This window comes from Peribacillus sp. TE19612 (genome assembly GCF_056279465.1).
This window is the reverse complement of sequence record NZ_JBWCCL010000001.1, coordinates 587,546-608,895: the sequence shown is the minus strand read 5'-3', so window position 1 is coordinate 608,895 and position 21,350 is coordinate 587,546. Positions and strand designations below refer to the sequence as shown.

At 39.7% G+C, this 21,350-nt stretch carries 17 protein-coding genes; all 17 read right to left on the bottom strand.

All coding sequences use genetic code 11. The features are described from left to right. Positions 1 to 981 precede the first annotated feature (981 nt). The 17 genes from ACZ9AO_RS02950 to ACZ9AO_RS02870 all read right to left on the bottom strand — a co-directional run bounded on the left by ACZ9AO_RS02950 (position 982) and on the right by ACZ9AO_RS02870 (position 21,171). Positions 982 to 1,263 (bottom strand): hypothetical protein, encoded by a 282-nt coding sequence (locus ACZ9AO_RS02950; protein WP_476108423.1) that lies wholly within the window; start codon positions 1,261 to 1,263, stop codon positions 982 to 984. 943 nt (positions 1,264 to 2,206) lie between these two features. Continuing rightward, positions 2,207 to 3,184 (bottom strand): NAD(P)H-dependent flavin oxidoreductase, encoded by a 978-nt coding sequence (locus ACZ9AO_RS02945; RefSeq protein WP_476108422.1) that lies wholly within the window; start codon positions 3,182 to 3,184, stop codon positions 2,207 to 2,209. A gap of 71 nt (positions 3,185 to 3,255) precedes the next feature. Next, a complete protein-coding gene (locus ACZ9AO_RS02940) occupies positions 3,256 to 5,145 on the bottom strand; it encodes a sigma-54-dependent Fis family transcriptional regulator (RefSeq protein WP_476108421.1) in 1,890 nt (629 codons plus the stop codon). Positions 5,146 to 5,349: 204 nt separating this feature from the next. Continuing rightward, positions 5,350 to 6,126 (bottom strand): acetoin reductase, encoded by a 777-nt coding sequence (locus ACZ9AO_RS02935; RefSeq protein ID WP_476108420.1) that lies wholly within the window; start codon positions 6,124 to 6,126, stop codon positions 5,350 to 5,352. Positions 6,127 to 6,145: 19 nt separating this feature from the next. Then, positions 6,146 to 7,528 carry a dihydrolipoyl dehydrogenase gene (gene lpdA / locus ACZ9AO_RS02930; RefSeq protein ID WP_476108419.1) on the bottom strand — a complete coding sequence of 461 codons (1,383 nt, stop codon included), beginning with the start codon at positions 7,526 to 7,528 and terminating at the stop codon, positions 6,146 to 6,148. Between the two features lie 16 nt (positions 7,529 to 7,544). Beyond that, on the bottom strand, positions 7,545 to 8,765 hold the full coding sequence (locus tag ACZ9AO_RS02925) for a dihydrolipoamide acetyltransferase family protein (protein ID WP_476108418.1): 1,221 nt from the start codon (positions 8,763 to 8,765) through the stop codon (positions 7,545 to 7,547). 104 nt (positions 8,766 to 8,869) lie between these two features. Next, complete coding sequence (locus tag ACZ9AO_RS02920; protein ID WP_098936477.1) at positions 8,870 to 9,904, bottom strand: alpha-ketoacid dehydrogenase subunit beta; 1,035 nt, start codon at positions 9,902 to 9,904, stop codon at positions 8,870 to 8,872. A 21-nt stretch (positions 9,905 to 9,925) separates the two neighbouring features. Continuing rightward, positions 9,926 to 10,918 carry a thiamine pyrophosphate-dependent dehydrogenase E1 component subunit alpha gene (locus ACZ9AO_RS02915; protein ID WP_476108416.1) on the bottom strand — a complete coding sequence of 331 codons (993 nt, stop codon included), beginning with the start codon at positions 10,916 to 10,918 and terminating at the stop codon, positions 9,926 to 9,928. Between the two features lie 334 nt (positions 10,919 to 11,252). Then, on the bottom strand, positions 11,253 to 11,795 hold the full coding sequence (locus ACZ9AO_RS02910; protein WP_323596841.1) for an NADPH-dependent FMN reductase: 543 nt from the start codon (positions 11,793 to 11,795) through the stop codon (positions 11,253 to 11,255). Positions 11,796 to 11,865: 70 nt separating this feature from the next. Next, positions 11,866 to 12,189 (bottom strand): antibiotic biosynthesis monooxygenase family protein, encoded by a 324-nt coding sequence (locus tag ACZ9AO_RS02905; RefSeq protein ID WP_476108414.1) that lies wholly within the window; start codon positions 12,187 to 12,189, stop codon positions 11,866 to 11,868. Between the two features lie 111 nt (positions 12,190 to 12,300). Then, on the bottom strand, positions 12,301 to 12,894 hold the full coding sequence (locus tag ACZ9AO_RS02900) for a TetR/AcrR family transcriptional regulator (protein ID WP_476108413.1): 594 nt from the start codon (positions 12,892 to 12,894) through the stop codon (positions 12,301 to 12,303). Positions 12,895 to 13,108: 214 nt separating this feature from the next. Further along, a complete protein-coding gene (locus ACZ9AO_RS02895) occupies positions 13,109 to 15,097 on the bottom strand; it encodes an acetoacetate--CoA ligase (protein WP_476108412.1) in 1,989 nt (662 codons plus the stop codon). Positions 15,098 to 15,206: 109 nt separating this feature from the next. Continuing rightward, positions 15,207 to 16,469: an ATP-binding protein gene (locus ACZ9AO_RS02890; RefSeq protein WP_476108411.1), complete on the bottom strand. Its 1,263-nt coding sequence runs from the start codon at positions 16,467 to 16,469 to the stop codon at positions 15,207 to 15,209. Between the two features lie 386 nt (positions 16,470 to 16,855). Continuing rightward, a complete protein-coding gene (locus ACZ9AO_RS02885; RefSeq protein WP_251539499.1) occupies positions 16,856 to 17,188 on the bottom strand; it encodes a (2Fe-2S) ferredoxin domain-containing protein in 333 nt (110 codons plus the stop codon). Between the two features lie 610 nt (positions 17,189 to 17,798). Further along, complete coding sequence (locus tag ACZ9AO_RS02880) at positions 17,799 to 18,941, bottom strand: acyl-CoA dehydrogenase family protein (protein ID WP_421162325.1); 1,143 nt, start codon at positions 18,939 to 18,941, stop codon at positions 17,799 to 17,801. A gap of 115 nt (positions 18,942 to 19,056) precedes the next feature. Beyond that, positions 19,057 to 20,304 carry a GTPase family protein gene (locus ACZ9AO_RS02875; protein WP_476108410.1) on the bottom strand — a complete coding sequence of 416 codons (1,248 nt, stop codon included), beginning with the start codon at positions 20,302 to 20,304 and terminating at the stop codon, positions 19,057 to 19,059. A 111-nt stretch (positions 20,305 to 20,415) separates the two neighbouring features. Then, positions 20,416 to 21,171, bottom strand: coding sequence for a PadR family transcriptional regulator (locus ACZ9AO_RS02870; RefSeq protein WP_048684497.1), 756 nt, complete (start codon positions 21,169 to 21,171; stop codon positions 20,416 to 20,418). Between the last annotated feature and the right edge of the window lie 179 nt (positions 21,172 to 21,350).

The window sequence follows — 21,350 nt, the reverse complement described above, 5'->3', positions numbered from 1 at the left end:
TTCTCCAGTTTGACATGTCAACGTCTAGCCTAAACTTTCAAGTCTTCCAAGCGAATTCCGAACAATGGATTGTTGCCTCTGAGTAATATGATTTTCGTAAAAAGAAGTATTGTCGAGTCCTGTTGCGTGTGGAAAAACATGGATTTCCAAATCACCCTGGGGGATATTTGTAAAGTTTAGATTCATGAATAGGATATTTTGTAAAAAATTGCGAATTATTTCGGGAATAAGGAAATGAAACAAATAATAAGCGATTTATACTAACAAGGATATTTATTAATTAGATAATGATTTTAGAAAGAAAGTCTTGACAGGAATTTAGAATTAATCACAAACGGAAAATAAAGAAGCTAAAACATTCGTAAAAATATTTTCCGTAATGGATGACTATATATCAAGGATAGTCGTTGTTAAAAATGTCTTAATAGTTGAGGGGCGGTAGACATGAAAGTAAAGGATCATTTTTATTAAATATTTTTTCTAGTTTACATAATATATATTATAGGAAGTTGTATTTTTAATGTTTATTTTGTCTCATATCTTAAGAATACTTAACTCAGTGAGACGAGATGCAGATTTTTTATATTTAATCATTGCCATTATTTATCTATAATTTTTTATATTTAATCATTGCCATTATTTATCTATAATTTTTTTATTAATTAGTCATTGTTAACTTATACATTAAAACGTAAATAAATATTGTTCCAATTAAAATGATTGATCTTCTATTAAAAATTCGGTTTAAATTCGCAATAAGATTTGGATTTAAGCTAATTTCACATCAGATACGGTCATTAAAATTTTCTTGATTTATATATTGAATTTTAATTTATCTGCTAATTGTTAACATATTTCGTTTTCAGTCATTTTTATACTATAGATCGGATTATTCAATTAGTATTTATCATCCTTAGTCATTTCACTCTAAGGATCTCTAATTGCTTGGTTGTGGTAATTAAATCTACTTTTTATTTCCCTTCATGTATAAACTGAAGCGCCCTCACTTTTCCCCTTTTTCCATTCATTCGCTTTAAGGGCCATTGCATATCCAAATGGAATGCCGTCTTCTTCAGAAGCCCTTGACCATTCATATCTATTCCCTTGTTCATTTAACTGAACCAATTCAGCATTTTTAGGTACAGGGAATTCATTTAAATCTTCTGTAGCTGTGTATAAAGATATAGAAATTGAGTAATAAATGATTGCCCCTCCTATTAAAAAAGCAGCTAGGGTAAATGCACAACTAATCTTTTTCTTCATATTGCTCCCTCCTTTCCTTTCCTAAAGACCTATTCAAAGAATCGTCATCTAATATTTCTGCAGTAAATCTAAATATCCCTGATTTATTTACATAATTTATCATTTTTATTATTCTTATATATAAATTAAATGGCTAAATGAGAAAAATCACGAGTTAACACTCAATAAAAATTATATAAATATAATTTACCTTAATGACAATTCAATATGTTTTTTATCATGAAAGTTCCGCTTTCTATCTGAAATTGATGATAGATCCTCCATTTAGCCACATAATCTCCTATAAGCCTTCTTAATTAACCCCATAGCAGCCTATAGCGTGAATAACATTTAAAAAATGTTTTAAACTTAATGATGCTCAATCCGCCATCGAGTTTTGATGTACAATAACAAGCATGGACCGCTTTCATATGTGTAGCAAACATGCAGTGAATCAATAGGAAGCTGACAAGGGTTATAAGGCAAATCAAATTTGTTTAGAGCCACATCTACTTTCAGCAATCAGTTCTTGTTTCTCATGAGTGAAATAAAATCGTAAAAGTCGATTTTTCATTTCATATAAAAAGGTTTAAAAGTTTCAGAAATTAAATATGCCAGAAAAAATTAGAATGGTTTTAAGATCTCAAGCTTTATTTGATTTAGCTGAATAAAAATGTTATGTAAACACTCACGAAATGTTAATTACCTTTTTCTTTGGTTTTTTACTTGTGAAAGTCTTTATTAAGAAGTTGCTGAAAGTTAGTTAGCAAGTAATTGATGGGCTATGTAGCTTTTTTCTATTGAATTGACCTTTCTCGTTAGAGTTATAAATCATTCTTCTGTTATAAATAACGGTCATGCATTTTTGAAAAAGTCTATTCTTAACCACCTATGGAACTTTATGTTTAATAGATAAAAAAAGGAACACGAAATCACTATTGATCACATGTTCCAGTTAGGTTATTTATGTTCGAATGGATTCGATACGGCTTTGGATGAATTCGAACGAGTTTTTTGCTTCTTGAACGATTTGTTTGATCAGTTCATTGACGGTCAATATTTCTTTTATGAGTCCTACGGATTGACCGCATGACCAGATGCCTCCATCTAAATTTCCTTCAAAGTATACTTTCTTGCTTCTTTGTCCCGTAATTAGCGGAATCAATTCCTCTATAGTGGCACCTTCATTTTCAAGTTTGTCCACTTCTTTACTGACGGCATTTAATGCTACACGCGAAGGACTGCCTATATTCCGTTGGATGACGACCGTATCCGTTTCATTGGCCGATACCATCCACTGCTTCACGTTTTCATGAATCGGTGCTTCTTGCGTTGCCATAAAGCGAGTCCCCATGACGATACCTTCAGCACCGAGTGATAAGGCGCTGATAAGGCCCCTCCCATCCGAAAATCCCCCTCCAGCTATTACTGGTATATTTACAGAGTCAACGGCTCTAGGGAGCATGACAAGCGTTCCTACATCCCCCATGCCTGAATGTCCGCCTGTTTCATTCCCGACAATAATAATGGCATCGACTCCTAATTTCTCTGCAGACACAGCGTTTTTGACGTTCGCTACCTTATGTAACACGGTAAAGCCGTGCTCTTTAAGTCTGGGCATTAAACTTTCTGGGCTTCGGCCACTCGTTTCAACAATTTTCACATCTTCCTCAATTAAAATATCGATGAACTCATCATTCGGGGTTGCCGTTTGACTTGGAAACAGGTTCAGGTTGACAGCAAAGGGTTTCTTGGTCAAGGTTTTCACTTTCCGTATTTCATCACGGAGTCCTTCTGGTGTCACCTGTGTTTTCGAAGTGATGATGCCAAGTCCCCCCGCTTCTGAAACAGCGGCTGCGAGCGGGGCTCGGCCAACTTGAAACATCCCGCCGCATATAATCGGATATTCAATCCCCAATAATTCAGTCATTCTCGTTTTCATTTGCCATACCCCTTTCATTTTTCAAGGATTTCTATAAGTCTGCTTTTCTTACATAATGTACATACGAATGTCTATATACCATACTTATGGAGCCGCTTGTAAAATGTACTTCTTGGTATATCCATCAGCTTTGCTGCAGCAGTAACATTTCCTCTTGATTTTTGTAATGCCTCTATCATTAGATCCCGTTGAATTTTTTCACGGATCGTCAGTTTATTTCCCTTGATTCCTTTTTTACCACCAGGTTCCTCCCATGCAGGGAACTCATCATGCTGTGTAACCGGCTGTGAATGCATGGAATTCAACACTTTAACATAATCCAGAGGTCCTTCTGCTAGTAAGATGGTCAATCGCTGAAGTACATTCTGCAATTCTCTAATATTGCCTGGCCAATTGTACTCCTTTAAACGATTCAATAATTCTTCCGTTAATGGAATATTCCAATTATTCTTCGAACACAAGTAGTTGACCAGATAAGGAATATCTTCAATCCTTTCCCTTAAGGGAGGTACATGAATGGGGTAAACGTTCAACCGATAGTATAAATCCTTCCGAAAGGAACCTTCATTGACAAGCTCTTCAAGATTACGGTGTGTTGCAGTGATAATGCGAATATCCAATGATATGCTTTTTGTGCCGCCGATCGGAACGATTTTTCTTTCCTGAAGAACACGCAGTAAGGCAACTTGCATCGCTTGAGGGATTTCACCGATTTCATCGAGAAAAATGGTTCCTCCATTTGCCTGCTCGAACTTCCCTTTGTGACCTTGCCGTTTAGCCCCTGTAAAAGCGCCATCAACATACCCGAATAATTCACTTTCCATTAAATCTTTAGGTATGGCTCCGCAATTTATCGTGACGAACGGTCCTTTTTTGCGCATGCCATTTTCATGAATAGCCATGGCAATAAGCTCTTTCCCGACACCTGTTTCACCGGATATATACACATTTGCTTCTGTCGGTGCAACAAGCTTAACTTTATGTAATGTGTTATGAAAGGACTCGCTAATCCCTCTTTCCCCTTTGAAGGCAAACCTTTCTGAAGGAATTGAAGCAGGAAAAAGCCTATTGGTTTCATGACCATAATTCTCTGATAAGAATAAACACTTACCGGAAATCCTATTATCCTCTTTGCATAGTAGCGGATTTTCCTTTACGATTCGATATCCACGATTCAAAAGATCGGCCAATGCCATCCCAATGGATTGAGGAATTTTTTTGCGAACCTGTTTACTGGCGGAGATTATCATTTCTTTATGATTACAGACGATAAAAGGCAGATCTGGATAGGTTTCTGCAAGTTCTATCGAGTGCTGGGCCAGTGCCAGCTCCTTTTTATAGGAACGCACTCCCATTTCCTGTTCGATCGTATACGCCAAATTGGCTACCATACCCAGCATGGATGGGTGGAAATATTCTACTGGACATGATATATCCAATACTCCCAATATCTTACCGTCCTCATTTAAAATGGGCATGGCAGAGCAACTCCATTTGTGTGAGGCAATTGAATAGTGCTCGGTACCTTGGATCATTACGGCTTCACCCGTTTTCAACGCTGTTCCAATTGCGTTCGTTCCGACTTCACCCTCCGTCCAGCATACGCCTTCCACAAAATTTATTTTGCCTGCCTCATCGAGGATTTTCTCGTTTCCGGAAAGTGAAAGGACATATCCATCCGGATCGACCAATAAGGCCATCATTCCTGATTCTTTTATCGATTGATTCATCCTGGATAATTGGGGTGATGCCACTTCTAATAGAAAGGAGTTTTTTTCTCTTTGAATGTCCAATAGTTCATTCGTCAAAATGTGTTTGCCTTTATTAAGGTATGGGTTGACTTGATCTTTTTTGCAGCGATGCCAGGATTCCATTATTCGCTTATTCAGACGATTTGAATCGAGGACACCTTCACTGACAAAGCGTTCCCATGTACGTAGATAACAACTAGTGGATAGCATATAATCCTCCTCTAATCATTTGGTTTAAACCTTCATTTGACCAGTCAATCTAGAGGAAAAATACCATGGAGTATAAAATAGGATGTTAATCGAGGTCTTTTTAATTATAGTAGATTATGTATTCGCTTACAATATATAGATTGAGTTTACAAAAAAGCATCATGTGATCATTCACATGATGCTTCTCAATTTAAACAATAAAGTTTATGAAAAAATAACTCCTCCATCAATCATGATAGATTGACCTGTCATATAATCCGAATCCGGTGAAGCAAGGTAAGAGACGAATTTCGCCACATCTTCTGGGGTTTCGGAGCGTCCTAAGGTTATGGAATCTATAAACTTTTTAAATGTTTCCCCTTTAGCAAGATTCATATATTGACCCATTTTTTCATCGATTAAATCCCACATTTGCGTCCCGACTATTCCTGGACAGTAGGCATTCACCGTAATGCCAAACTGGGCCAATTCCTGTGCAGCCGCTTGTGTTATTCCTCTTACGGCAAATTTCGTGGCCGAGTATGTACCTAGTAAGCTAAATCCTTTATAACTGGCGATGCTGGCAGCACTTATGATTTTCCCGCCTTCTTGCTTTTTCATTTGTTCTGCCGCGGCTTGCAGGCAAAAGAGGACACCATTTACATTTATATTGAAAATCTGTTCAAGATCTTCTTGAGTTACTTCCAATAGAGGCTTTATTTGTGCAATTCCTGCATTTGAAACCATAACATCCAGTTGTCCAAAACGTTCCACAACTTGATTCACCATTTCGAATACTTCCCGTCTATTGCTTACATCCGCTTTAACGGCAAAGCTTTCACGTCCAAATTCCCTTATCTCATTCACGACCGATTCAGCCGTATCCAGATTGACGTCGTTAATGACCACATTCAATCCATCTTGAGCTAATCTTAAAGCAATGGCACGTCCGATACCACGACCTGCACCAGTGACTATCGCCATCCGTTGACCGCTAGCCATACAAATTCCCCCTTCAGTTTTAGCAATGCACAGCTTGACCAACAACATTTAAAAGAGCTTCATGTATGGCTTCCGACAAGGTTGGATGCGCCGCCACTAAATCTTCCATCATATCTGCCGTTATTTCTGCATGCAGCATGATCGTTCCTTGTCCAATCAATTCTGTTGCATGCTGACCAACAATGGAAAAACCTAAAATTTCATTATATTGTGGATTCACTAGGACTTTGACCTTTCCTACCGGTTTATTGGAAAGGACAGCTTTCCCATTTGCCGAAAAAGCGAATTCACCTACTTTTATTTCACCATATTTTTGACCCGCTTCTTTTTCGGTCAAGCCTACACTGGCAATCTCGGGGGAGGTATAAATGCAGCGAGGGATTGCCCGGTAATTCACTTGTGCAAATTGACCGCAGGCATTCAGGGCCGCCACACGCCCTTCATGAAAAGCTACATGGGCAAGTTGGATGCCCCCTATCACATCACCGCAGGCATAAATCGATGGATTGCTTGTTTGCATTCGATCATCCACCGAAATGCCAAGTCGGGAAAAATCAATATCGTTTTCCTCTAAGCCTATTCCGTTCACTCTTGGTCTTCTCCCTATAGATACGAGTACGTAATCAGCTTGTTTTTCTTCCAATTTGCCATCGCTATTCTCTAAATATACCGTTTTACTGGTTGCATTGATGTTTTTGACAGCTGTGGAGGTATGGACCGTAACGCCTTGTTTTTTCAATTCTTCATGCAGAATGCTCGTGATATCCTCATCTTCCCCTGGAAGCAGCTTTTCCCCCATTTCGATAACGGTAACCTCGGTGCCCATCCTGCTATAAATGCTGGCAAATTCACATCCGATGACGCCCCCTCCGACAATTAGCAGGGAATCGGGAATGGCAGGAAGTGACATGGCATGACCACTGTGAATGATCCATTCACCATCAAACGACGCAAAAGGTAGTGGAATCGGTTCAGAACCCGTTGAAATGATGATCTTACTTGCATCAATCACTTCATTTTCATTTCCGTTCTCGATCCGCAGTCGATTGCTTGAAAGGATAGAAGCTCTGCCCTCTATAACTTTTATTTTATTCTTACCCATTAAATATCGAATGCCGTTCACTAGTTTAAAGATGACCTCTCTTTTTCGTTCCTGTACGGTATCCCAATCGACTTCAATCGAATGGGGGGAAAGGCGAATTCCCATTTGCCCGGCATTTTTCACCAAGTCATACGTATCGGCACTTTTCAATAATGATTTCGTTGGCATGCAGCCTTCGTTTAAACAGGTTCCGCCCAATGGCCCATCGACTACCAATATGACCTCCTTATCCTGCTGGGCAGCAGTGATTGCCGCTACATACCCTGCAGGACCACCGCCTATAATAACTATACGATTCAAGGCTTTCCCTCCTTTTCTATAAAATAACGGTGATCGGTTTTTCTAAATACCGTTTTAGTGTTTGTAAAAAGGCAGCAGCGGGTGCTCCGTCCAGTACACGGTGATCAAAAGTTAAACTGAGTGGCAAGATCGTTCTCCTCTCCAATTCTTCACCAATATAAAGCGGGGTATCGTAAGCAGAGCCAATTCCGAGTATCCCCGTTTCCGGAGTATTGAGAATGGGTGTAAAATGCTCAACGCCAAATGCCCCGAGGTTACTGATTGTAAAAGTGGACCCTTGCATGTCTTCAATTGGCAATTGACCGTCACGTGCACACCGGGCCAACTCCTTACCCTTATTCGATAACTGTCTTAGAGTAAAATTTTCGGCATTTCTTATGACGGGAACCACTAGTCCATTCTCCAATGCAACCGCTAATCCAAGATGGATATGCTCATACAAAATGATATTATCTTCAATATAGGCACTATTCATTTTAGGGTGCTCTTTAAGTGAAAGCACGACAGCCTTGGCAACAAAGTCCGTTATAGTCAATTTAGTTGAGTCGTGTTTATGCAGCGTTTCTGTAGCCTGTTTTTGCAAAATGACTAGATCAGTGACATCAACTTTCAGCGTTAGCGTTAATTGGGCACTGCTTTGCAAACTTTCTTTCATACGTTTGGCAATGATGTTCCTCATTCCCTTAACAGGGATCTGCTGCTGACTCTCTAAAGCTGGTTTTGGCGGAACTATTCTTTCTTCTGTATTTACCGCGATGGAATCCCTTTTCTCAATTACTTTCTGGACATCTTCTTTAGTGATTCTTCCTCCTGGCCCGGTGCCTTGAATTCTCTCAATGTCAAGATTCGCTGCCTGTGCCATTTTTCGTGCAACCGGAGTGATCATCAATCGATCTCCCATTGGCAAAGTGGGGGACTCTTTTGTTTTCGGCTTTTCTTGTTCATTAATTTTCAACTGGGTATCTACAGCAACAGGTTCATCGATCTTTATTTTTTCATTCGGATCTCCGATATAACAGATAACGGTTCCTGGAGGTACTCCTTGTCCTTCTTGAACAGCTATATTCAGAATCGTACCTTCCGCTGGAGATTCAATATCCATTTCTATTTTCTCTGAATTGATGCTGGCTATTGCTTCACCTTTTTCGACTGGATCCCCAACAGCCTTACTCCATAACGAAACAGTGCCTTCTTTCATTGCCATGCCCAATTTCGGCATTACCACTTCGACAGCCATATCTAATTTCTCCCTTCATAATGGTTTGTTTGTCCATCATTGGTTTTGTTGCTCCAACTTTTGCAGTTCTATGCAAAAAAGCTGGAGCATGCATCTGGATTTATTTACACTCCTAGAATGGAAGGTTCCCCTAATAATTCTGAAACGGCTTGTATCACTTTTTCTGATGTAGGAAGGTAAATATCTTCAAGCGGTGGAGAAAAAGGGACAGGTGTATGTGGTGCCGTAATCCTCTTAATTGGCGCATCGAGCGTATCAAACCCCTTATCCGCTACCAGTGCGGCAATATCCGTTGCGACGCTGCATCTTGGGTTCGCTTCATCGATCACGATCAAACGATTTGTTTTTGCCACAGAGGAGAGAATCGATTCTTCATCCAGTGGTGACAAGCTCCGCGGATCGACAATCTCAACTTCAATGCCTTTAGCTGTGAGTTTTTCAGCAGCCTCCATCGCGGTGTGAACTTGTTTACCGATGGCAACGATTGTCAAATCCGAGCCTTTCCTTTTCATTTCAGCTTTACCGATTGGAATTGTATAGTAGCCTTCCGGAACCTCCCCTACCATGTTGTATAGCGTTTTATCTTCAAAAAAGATGACGGGGTCATTATCTTCAATGGCTGAAAGTAAGAGCCCTTTTGCGTCATAGGGGGATGAGGGAACGACGACCTTCAATCCAGGAATGCTGGTGAACAAGGCATAAAGGCTTTGTGAATGCTGAGCTGCAGCCCTGAACCCTGCACCATGCATCGTACGGATCGTCACGGGAACCTGTGCTTTACCGCCAAACATATAACGGAACTTCGCACCTTGATTCAATACTTCATCCAAACAGCTGCCAATGAAATCGTTGAACATTAACTCGGCAATCGGTCGCAAGCCTGTCGAAGCGGCTGCCATTGCCGCTCCCATATATCCTGCTTCCGCAATGGGTGTATCAAGAATTCTATCCCGGCCAAACTCTTGAACTAATCCTTTCGTGACACCTAAAACACCCCCCCATGCTTCGTCATCCTGCAAATGATCGACCTCTGCACCGCCGGCTACATCTTCTCCCATAAGGATGACATTTTCATCTTTTCTCATTGCCATGGCCATTGCTTCATTTATTGCCTGTGACATACTGATTTTTCTACTCATCTCAATTCCTCCTTTTATAGTTTAATAAGATACATAAACATCGTTTAATAAATCGGATGCCTCTGGATACGGGCTATCTTCACTGAACTTGACTGCTTGTTTAATAGATTCCTCAACGGCATTCTCAAGAGAAATCAGTTCTTTTTCCGCCAGCAGATTCTGATTCAGCAAGTAATTCCTAAATAGGGCAATCGCATCTTTCTCTTGTTTATGCTCCTTTTTGTCTTGTTCCTTTTTATACTTCTGTGCATCTCCCTCGAAGTGGCCATAATTTCGATAAGTAACGCATTCGATCAATGATGGCCCTTCTCCCCTGCGAGCCCTCTGAACGGCTTCTTCAGCAGCCTTATACACAGCCAATACATCTTTCCCATCCACCCGGACACCCGGGATATTGTAGCTTATCGCCCGATCGGCTATCATTTTACAGCTAGAAGCATAGTTGAAAGGCGTGGCTTCCCCATACCCATTATTTTCAGCGATGAATATTACGGGCAGCTTCCAGATTGCCGCCAGATTTATCCCTTCATGGAATGTCCCATGATTATTGGCACCATCACCAAAAAAACATACACTAACGTGATCGGTCTTTTTATATTTGGCAGTTAATGCTGCACCGCATGCGAGCGGAAAGCCTCCGCCGACTATCCCGTTTGCACCTAACATCCCTTTATCCAAATCGGCAATATGCATCGAACCGCCTTTTCCTTTGCAAAGCCCAGTCACTTTCCCATAGATTTCAGCCATCATCCCGTTTAGGTCGCATTCTTTTGCAATACAGTGGCCATGGCCTCTGTGGGTGCTTGTAATGCTGTCCTTTTCGGATAAGTGGGCACATACACCAACAGCAACCGCTTCTTCCCCTGCATATAAATGGACAAACCCAGGTAAAATCCCTTTTGCAAAAGATTCATGAACTTGGTCTTCGAATTTTCTGATCTCCAGCATTTTCTTGTACATCCAATAAGCTTTGTCCTGTGATAACTTTATTTCATTCGATTGAACCGTTTCCATTTTTCAGCCCCCATTCAGTAATAGCGAGTCAATCTTATATAGTGCAATTGCCGTGCCAAAATGGGAGGCGATAAAATTAGGACTTTAACTATTTTCAGCAGAAACAAAACGAGACAAAATGAGATTGCTGTCTCGTTTTGTCTCGTTTTGTTTAAAATATACGATCCGAATTCACTTATAACTGAAGTTCAAAGATGATTTGAATGTGGAAAGCAGCTGCTTAAGCTTAAGGAATAAGCGCTTTTTGCACCTTTTATTTAGGTTTCAGTACTTACTAACATGAATTTTTGTTAAATAGTTAGAGAGGAAGGACCTAGCTAGTAAACTATCAAGCTTAACGTAAATTTTTTAGCGCACCGCTCCATGCAATTGTTTGATCTAGCATTGCATGGACATTACCATGGTGTAAATCAGCTGGTTTAAACGTTTTGAAGTTTTCAAAGTCTGTAAATAGCGATAATGTTGGATTTACACGAACGTCCGCAACTAGTAATTCCCCTAATATGCCACGCAAATGTTCGGCTGCACGGGCTCCGCCAGTTGAACCATAGCTTACGATGCCTGCAGCTTTGTTGTTCCATTCATCACGTGCGGAATCTAGTGCGTTTTTTAATGCCCCTGTAATGCTATGATTATATTCTTGTACGATAAACACAAAACCATCCAAGCTAGAGAGTTTTTCTGACCAAGCTAATAATCCTGGTTCTTTACCAGTGCCTTCTCCAAAAAACGGCAATTTGAAATCTGCGATATCGACGATTTCATAAGTTGCATCTTCTCGTTTATCAGCTATTTCTTTAACCCAATTTCCCACTTGTGGACTTACGCGTCCTATTCGTGTGCTTCCTAAGATAATTCCAATCTTTAATTTTTCCAATGTTTTCTCCTCCTCGTAAAAACTGACTGGCCAATTAATTGTTTTAAGAAACCTTTATAAGTTGATGGATTTACATATTTTCAATCTCTTCCACTAACGTGTAGTACCCACCTTCTGTATCTTCAATGAGATGGTTTATTTTGTTAAGATGTTCTCTGAATTCACTTTTTTCTAACCAATTTTTATGAAAATCAATACTCTCAAAGGTCGTTACCATAATTGCCTTATCATTATCTACAGAACGATGCCAACGGCTGCTGATCCAACCGGGAACACCTTGTGATTCCTCCTTGAAATTGAGCAGCTCTTCAACTTGGATAGCCACCAATTCATCTAGCTTGCCTGGTTTAGCTGTAAATACATTAATCCATACTATTGTATTACTTGATTTCATATTCATAATCTCCTGACATTTAATCTATTTTTTTAGTTCATTAAAAATTGACATATCCTATACAATCACCATGGCATGTCAGTACTGACTGTCATTATAATTATTCAAAAACTAGGGAGTCAAAGCCCTAGTAAATGTTTGCACACTCTCCATGATAAATGCCTCCAGGGACACGGTTGGATAGTTTTCATCGGTATCCAGATTGTTCATAAAGGCACCAAAATTCATCATCATGAACGACAACGCCTGAAGCTCTGGGTCTGTGGGAATAAGTTTTCCTTTTTCATGCATCGTGTTAAAATAGTTTGTCAAAATACCCAGTAACTGTTGGGGGTGCTTTTGTGTTTTTTCTCTAAAACCAGGTAAATTGCCTTCCTCCTTGATACTTATCATAATCATTTTCCGGTTACGATTCATGATTTCATGATATGTTCGACTGATAAGTTGTAAATCTGAATGCAAATCCCACACGATTTGCTCTTCATTAAAAAGTTTGGTCATCTCTTCAGCATAATGATATCGGTCAAATGCCGTTTCTAAAAGATTTTGCTTGCTTCCAAACCGACGGAATAGTGTTTTTTCACTAAAACCTGCGGAACCAGCAATTTCCTGAGTAGAAACACCATTGTACCCTTTCTCTGCAATTAGATCGATTGCCGCCAACAGCAGCTTATCATCGGTACTAAGCTTATTACTGCTACTCATGCTCTCACTTCCTCCGAATGGACTGTCAGTACTTACTGACTTTCCATTTTATTCTATTCATCTGTTTTTAAATTGTCAAGAAAATATTTCCAACAGTATTATATTTTTTACGATGGCAGGCCACTCCAGAAGAGTGAACCTTATTGGGGAATTAACACCAAGGCCATTCAGGAAAAACAAATAAAAGACGGAGCTTTTCTGCTCCGCCTGAATTCTAGAATATTTTTTTCTCATTCAACTCGAGTGCCAATTCTTTAAAAAACTGTAGCGATTCTGGATTTCCCATGGAGTCTTCATTCACTACTTTATCAAACTCGAAACCTAATAATACTTTACGTATCGGGACTTCCATCTTCTTTCCGTTCAACGTTTTAGGAATTTGTCCAACGACATGGATTTGGTCAGGGATAAAGCGAGGGGATACATGCCCTCTGATTTGCTCCTTGATTTTTGCCGTCAATGCTGGATCCAGACTTTCCCCGGGCTTTAGGACTATGAACAACAGCAGTGAGGAACCGCGGCCAAGCACTTCCCTATCAATGACTAGGCTTTCCATCACCTCGTCTATCGCTTCGACGACCCGGTAGATATCGCTAGTTCCCATCCGTACACCAGAACGATTGATGGTCGAGTCGGAACGTCCATAAATGATACAGCTGCCCTTGTCGTCGATCTTTATCCAATCACCATGTTTCCATATGCCAGGATACGTATCGAAATAACTCTCGTAGTATCTTGTCCCATCTTGATCATTCCAGAAATATAGCGGCATGGACGGCATCGGTTTGGTAATGACCAATTCCCCGACTTCATTAATCAATGTTTGACCATGCTCATCAAAGGCTTCCGCACAAACACCCAATGCCCTTCCTTGTATCTCTCCGATTCTCACGGGCAATGTTGGAACTCCGCCCACAAATCCGGCACATACATCGGTCCCGCCACTGGATGAACTGAGCCAGATATCCTTTTTGACATTTTCATACACCCATTTATAACCTTCTCCAGATAATGGAGCTCCAGTGGAAAAAAGAGCCTTCAATTTCGATAAATCATATTTTCCCAGAGGCTTGTTTCCTAACTTCATGGAATTCGTAAGGAATGGTGCACTTGTTCCAAAGAAGGTCATGCCTGTATCTTCCGCCAATTCCCAAAGAACCTCCATATTCGGAAAAGAAGGACTGCCGTCATAAAGGACGATGGTACCTTCATTTAGCAAACCACCCATAAGGAGATTCCACATCATCCAGCCTGTCGTCGTAAACCAGAATACGGTATCCTCGGAAGTCATGCCTTGATGGATTCTTGTTGATTTAAAATGCTCCAATAATATACCGCCATGCCCTTGTACAATCGGTTTTGGCATCCCGGTTGTACCTGATGAATAGAGAATCCAAAGCGGATGATCGAACGGAACATTTTCAAAAGATAATTCTGCCTTTTCTTTTAAAAGGTCATCCCACGGAATCGTATCTGTCAGACTCACTTCCAAAATCTTCTTTTCTATGTAAGGAACCAGCACGGTATGCTTAACAGAGACCAATTCCTGTTTAAGCTGTGAGACGACTGGTGTTTTATCATGTACATTTCCATTGTATTGATACCCATCAACCGCCAGTAATACAACCGGTTCAATCTGTTTGAAACGATCTATGACACTTCTTGCCCCAAAGTCAGGTGAACAACTGGACCAGATGGCACCTATGCTCACAGTTGCCAAGAAAGCTATCACCGCTTCGGGTATGTTTGGCATATAGGCAACAACACGGTCACCGGATTTCACACCAAGTTTCCTTAATGAATGGGCGACAGAGGCCACTTTTTCTTTCAGCTCTTTCCAGCTAACCTCTTGCTGCCTGATTTGTTCGGAACGAAAAAATATCGCCGTTTTCTCTTCTTGATTATTCAATAATGCATTTTCAGCATAATTAAGCCTTGCCCCCTCGAACCATTTCGCACCTGGCATAGATTGCTCCGCTAAAACCCTGTCATATTTCCTGCCGGCTTTTACATCACAATAATCCCAAATTGAAGCCCAAAATTGCTCCAGTTCATCTACCGACCATTTCCATAATTCATGATAATCATGAAATGTTAAACCTTTCTTTTCTTTTAACCATTTCACATATTGCGTCAATACCGTTTGCTCGATTCGTTCCTTTGTCGGTTCCCAAATGATTTGTCCATCTGTAAGCGATTTCATTCAATCATCTCCCTTAGGTATCAAATGCGTCATTGAATTATTTCATAATAATTGGTAATTTACTTAAATTGTAATCTATGAGTTTTAAAACTGTCAATTTACACTAAACTCAATTAGGCTCGTATTTATGTATGGGCAGGTTAATGGAGAAACATGTCCCTTTCCCTTGTACACTTGACACATGTACCCTACCATCCATGCTTTTGATAACGCTATATGAAACCATCATGCCCAATCCCGTCCCTTTATTTTTTGTCGTGAAGTAAGGCTCACCTAAACGATATATTTGTTCCTGTGTCATTCCAATTCCCTGATCTTGGATCTTAATTTGGATGGTGGAGGCAGCATGAATCAAATGTACGTATATTTTGCCATCATGGTCCATCGATTCTATGCCATTCTTTAAGATATTGAACAAACTCTGCTGGAATTTCTTCCTTTCCCCCATGATATAATAAGCTCCATCTTCGAATAAGGATAACTTCAATTCTGTTCCATTATTGTCAGCCAGGGGTTTTATGCTGTTCACGACATGCTGAATTTCCTCCGATACCCTTAATCGCTCCGTGTTTTCAGGGCTTATGGCTGCAAACGTCAAATAATCATTAATGACATCCGTGGCCCGATCTAATTCCTTCAATGCAATATTTGCATATCTGATTTTTGTATGGGAAGAAACGTCTTCGCTTAACATTTGTATATAGCCCCTGGTAACTGTAAGGGGATTTCTGACTTCATGAGATATGCTTGCAGCCAGATGGCTAACGATTTGCAATTTTTCCGCTTTCACTAATTTTTCGAGAACCTGAAAATTAGTGAGGATGACCTCCCATAGTAAGATTACAACAACGATTCCAATGACTTGGATCGTGAAGTATTGTTTCCATAGACTTATGCCGATAGTAAGTTCAAATACTACTGTTGAAATAAACTGCGTGAGAATATGTACAATGAAGATTAATGATATACCGATGAGAATTTTTTTACTGACAGAGAGTTTCAAATAGTATTTAGATATAAAAAACAAGGAAACACCCACAAGTGGAAAAGTGATGCATGATATGTAAAATCCATTATCACCCCCTGATAAATAACGGATAATAAGAGTGATGACTATCAATATGATTCCTAACCGATAGCCTCCATATAAACCGCCTAACAGAAATGGGATCCATCTAAGGTCCCAAACAAAATCCTCTTCTATAACAACGGGAAATAGCATGCATAGCACAAGTGAAAGAATAGGGAAAATCGATAGGAAGGATCCTTTTAATGCATCTAAACGGTATACGTACTTCACTAGATAGCTCATTTGCAATAAAAAGATCGGAAAAAGGATAAGTAAAAAGTTAATCAGTAAATCTTTGGTCATAAGATTCATTTCTACACCGAACTTTCGATATTTTTCGAAGATTTAGACAGGTATATCAATCATAACAAGATAGATAATGATAAGCTAGTGAAATTATTATGAGGAAAATAAAAGTTACCTCTTCTGCCATCCAGGAAAGAAATTGAGGTAATGTTATATAAAAAATACCCGTTCTTAAAGATCGGGTACTTTTCCCATATTGGTAAAACTGTTGAATTTTCTAAGAGAACAATTTTCAATTACCATTATTTTTAATTAGTATTAATGGGGAGAATTATCAACTGATTTGTTAAAAATGATCAGTCCACTGAATATCGAAATTTTTTTCTTCCAAAAAGCGTCCTATACAGAAACCCTTATTAGATATAGAAGTGAGATGTTACAGTTCATTCACTCTTCTGGTTCTTGAATGTTTTCCCATCATGGTAATAAAGTTCAGAACCTAGATGAACATTGTCATTTTCTTTCAATTGACGAATAAGTTCTTTACTTTTTGTTTTATTCATTTCTTTATACCAGGTTCCTTGTGGATATAGAACAGCAATCGGACCATACTTGCATTGGCCGTTGCATAATGTTTTTGTTGTGTGAATCTCCTTTTGTAGTTCTAAGTTTTTCAATTCCCCTCTAATCGTCTCTGTTACTTCTTCTGCTCCATTTTTCGTACATGTTTTCCCGTTGCAAATTAATAGATGTTTGCTAACCCCATCTAAGTTCATATAAATTCCCCTTTTTCCTTATTATTTGGCCTCTATAACGAATGGATAGCACTTGACTTTACCATAAAATTTAAATTCTCCTCAAATTTTTATCAACCTCAAACTCTATCGGACTAACCTGATAGCAAGGTTTCCGGGTTTACTATCAACAAACGCATTATAAGAGTATTCAGGCGTCGAATTTCAGAGTATAAACGCCATTTCCTTTTTCCTCAGGATTGTATGGAAACAATTAACGACCAGGGTAATGATAAACCATACCCCGGTAAAGTATATGTTACTCTAAAAGAAATCGTGCTACAATTCGCACGTTCTTTTTTTAATGTTATGGTACATGTCTGGACTAAATTCCACTTCAAAAGTTCTTTTCTCTACACTACCTTCAATCGATTTATTGCACTGCCCATAAAACATAAAAAAGCCAAGCACCGATTCAGAGATTTTCTAATACTAGTTTTCCCCACACTCTAGAAGTCTTACATGTGTACGAAAAAAGACTACACCTAAAAACTGTACTTAAAACGAAAACACAAAATAATGTTAGAAAAAGAATAGAAAAAAACACTGAAACGATCATTTCAGTGCCATCAAAAAAATATTTGAATAAGAATTAATAAAGAGCTGATTTTGCGAGCATGGTGATTGTCGCATCATCCATCGGAGGATTATGAATTCCTGCGCGTACATCCCTATAGTAGCGTTGCAGGGGATTGTTTCGTTGTAAACTTTTGGCTCCGACGACTCTCATCGCTTTATCGACGATGGAAATCGATTTGTTGACGACCGATAACTTAACTGCCCCCAATTGCTTCGATAATTCATCATGATTTTCAGGCTGCCGCACCCATTTTTCTGCGACAGAGTAGAGGAAATGGTGTGCTTCACCCAATTCCAGTTCCATCTCCCCAATTGTGCGTTGAACATTCGGAAGGTCCCTGATTGGTCCTGGTAAGCTATTCGGAGAATAGGTTTTCGCAAATTCGACTGCGTAATTTCTGGCAGCCACTGCGATTCCCAAGTAGCAAGCCGGTATATGTAATAGCCACGCTTCAGGTTTTCTTTTTTCACCAGGATTGCTTTTCATGACATAATACTTCTCAGGCAGGCTGACATCTTTTAACACCAGATCATGACTTCCTGTCCCCTGCATGGAAATCATATCCCAAGTTTCTTCTATACTTACACCCTTTACATCACGATGAACTAAAAATGTGCCAAGACGCTCATCCTCGGGAACCCATGCCGTTACTAGAAAAATATCAAGGACGGGAGAGAGTGTAGTAAAAGTCTTTCTGCCATTCAAATTCCATTGATTACCCTTTTTGATCGCGATGGTTTCCGGTCGGCCTCCGCGCGTCGGACTCCCCGTTCCAGCCTCAGATGCTGCCGTATTGATTAGTGCACCTTTCGAAACTTCATCATACAATTCTTTCATGACTCCTTTTTCCCATGGTCTCTTCTCCGATAAGGAAAGTACCGTTCCTACATGCCAGCCTATTCCTAAGGCTGTTGGGCCGCAATATTGAGCTATTTTTTCTTGGCATAGGAGAAAATCATATAAGGAACCGCCATATCCGCCATGCTCTTTAGCTAAAGTTAATTGGGGGTATCCGAATTCCTTTAACTCCTGAATGTTTTCATAAGGAAATCCCTTTGAATCATCAAGTGCCTCAGATCGGCCGGTAAAGGACTGAATCGCTTCCTCTAATTTTTGTATATATTCTTTTTGCTTCTGTGATTGAAAAAACGACATGAAGATCATTCCTCCTCTAGTAACAAAAATCTTGAACCATCCAGCAGCAGAAACAGAACTGCTAACTCCACTTTATCATATCACCTTAGTGTAGTTTATGGTTCGAATCTACACATTAAGAGTCAATGTCTTCATTTTTATATTCTTTGTTCGCGTTCTTGTAAGCCTCCTTCGCCTGATCAATATTTTTGTTTTCGAGAAAGTAAGCTATCGCGGCTTGCCCGATTCCATAAGTGACGGCACCCGCTACCGCACCGGAAACGACTAGACCAGCTCCTGGGATGAAACGGACTGCAGCCCTGACACCTTCCCTGACAAGGAGTCCGATGCCAACATTGATTCCTAACGCTGCAATGAATTCACTTGCCGTTTTCGTATTGATTTCTTTATCCGCGATAAAACCAATCACCACAATCATCAAACCCTGAATGCCGGTCAAAATGGGAAAATCGGCAAAAGGTATTGGCTCTGCACCGATTAGACCTGCGATTGCCGTAAACGTTCCCACTATCGTCCGCGCGAATTTCTTCTTAACGAATTGGCTCTGCATCGCTTTGGCAGTCTTCAGCTTCGCCTCACTGGGTAAGGCCTCAATTAAGTAATCAGAAAGCAAATCTATGTTCCAACGCATATCATATTCAATATTTCCGCTTTCATCAAAATCAATATACGAACAAGTAGGAATAATGTTCAAAAGTGGTATTTCACTATCTTTAAATCGTTTTGACATCAAAGCGATGGCTTCATCAATATTCTTTTTTTTCTTAGGATTGGCATCAAAAGGTACTTGTTTATAATGTGGCGGATCTAATTCATCCACTTGTGTGACCACACAGATGACAGGAACATCATAATGGTGATTCTCTTTAACGATCTTGCGCAGCTTATTCAATTCTTGTAAATCTTCTTCAATACGTGAATCCGCTTCTTTTGCTTTAATCAAGAAAAGAAACACATCAGGCTGTTCTTCAGTCACCGCTTTTATCAATTCATCCAATGGTGTATCTTCTTCGAACTCTTCCGTAGGAGCTTCACTCTCACCCAGCCCGCGTGAGTCCAGTAAACGAATTTTGGGTTCGGCATCACTCGGGTACCATAACCATTTCCCCTTACCCGTTCCAGATTTAACGGAACTGACATATTGCCGTTCCTGACCAAACATCGCATTGATCAGTGAGGATTTTCCAGACCCTCTTCTTCCGACAAGTGCAATTCGCGGTTCCCTTGCATCAACAGTCATCGTTTTCAGCCTTAAGAGCTGGTCGAGCATTTTGGTTTTTTTCGATTGTGAAATTGGGAGCTTATCTACCTGGCCTTTAATGAAACTGAATATGCTTCCCATTTCATCTTGTTTTTCCGCCATCACTCATTCCCCCTTTTTAAGAAGTGTCTTAAGTAACATTTACCCTTGAGCAATTCAATTTAAGCATGTAACTTCATTCTCCTTGCAAATTAAGGGGTTGCATTTCTCTAATCAATAACTCTTTTCTTTTAAGAACATAACGACACTGGCCATGTATTTTTGAATTTCCTGGACTTGAAAGGCCGCAGAATCCGCAATCTGTTTGTAATGATGCTGTCCTTCATCGGTTATTCGTAAATACCGTTTAGTTCGTTTTTCACTTTCCCACCTTCCGACAAGTAGGCCGTTCTCTTCCATTTCATGAGATAAATCGTATAAATAGCCGTTAGAAGCGATCCAACCGAACTGATTTTTAAGCAGATCGCCAATTTCCCCCATATAAATGGGTTTCTTAGTGAAAGCGGCTTTTAAAGTTACATAACGGACAAGGTCCTTCACCGATATTATTTTCGAGAAATAAGACCTGTATTCTTCTGGAAGCTCATTTACAACCGGTGGGTTTTCACCAGACCCCCTTAAATCGAACATGAAGCGATCAATGACCTTTTTCACTTCGGAAAACCGTTCCAGGAAATTTTCTTGATACCATATGTAAAGCTCTTTGCCTTTTTCCGTTATTTGATAATAATTTCTTCCCTTATTCGTATATAATGATAAATGATTGGATTCGACTAGCGTATTCGATATTTTACATAAATAGTCATAGCTATGCACTTTTCCAGTGAACGTATTTTTCAGGTCCTGATGAATCGCCCTTGGATAATTCGCTTTTATCCTCAAAGAGTGAAGTAAGAAAATCGTTAAAAATTCGCGCTGGCTCAACCCAACGGTTTCTACCGTCGCAGACAGTTTCTCCCCTTTCTTCACAGTCATTCCCCCCTTAATACTGTATATAATTAAATATTTCTTCCTTCCCCTTATTATCCTGTGCTGCCACATAATAGTAAAGTTTTTAATGCCAAACTGCCTAGTACTAATTTTTTGGATTCGATCTATTGTGGGATAGGAGAATTCTGAATATTCTGTCGAGGTTTATTGTGAAATAG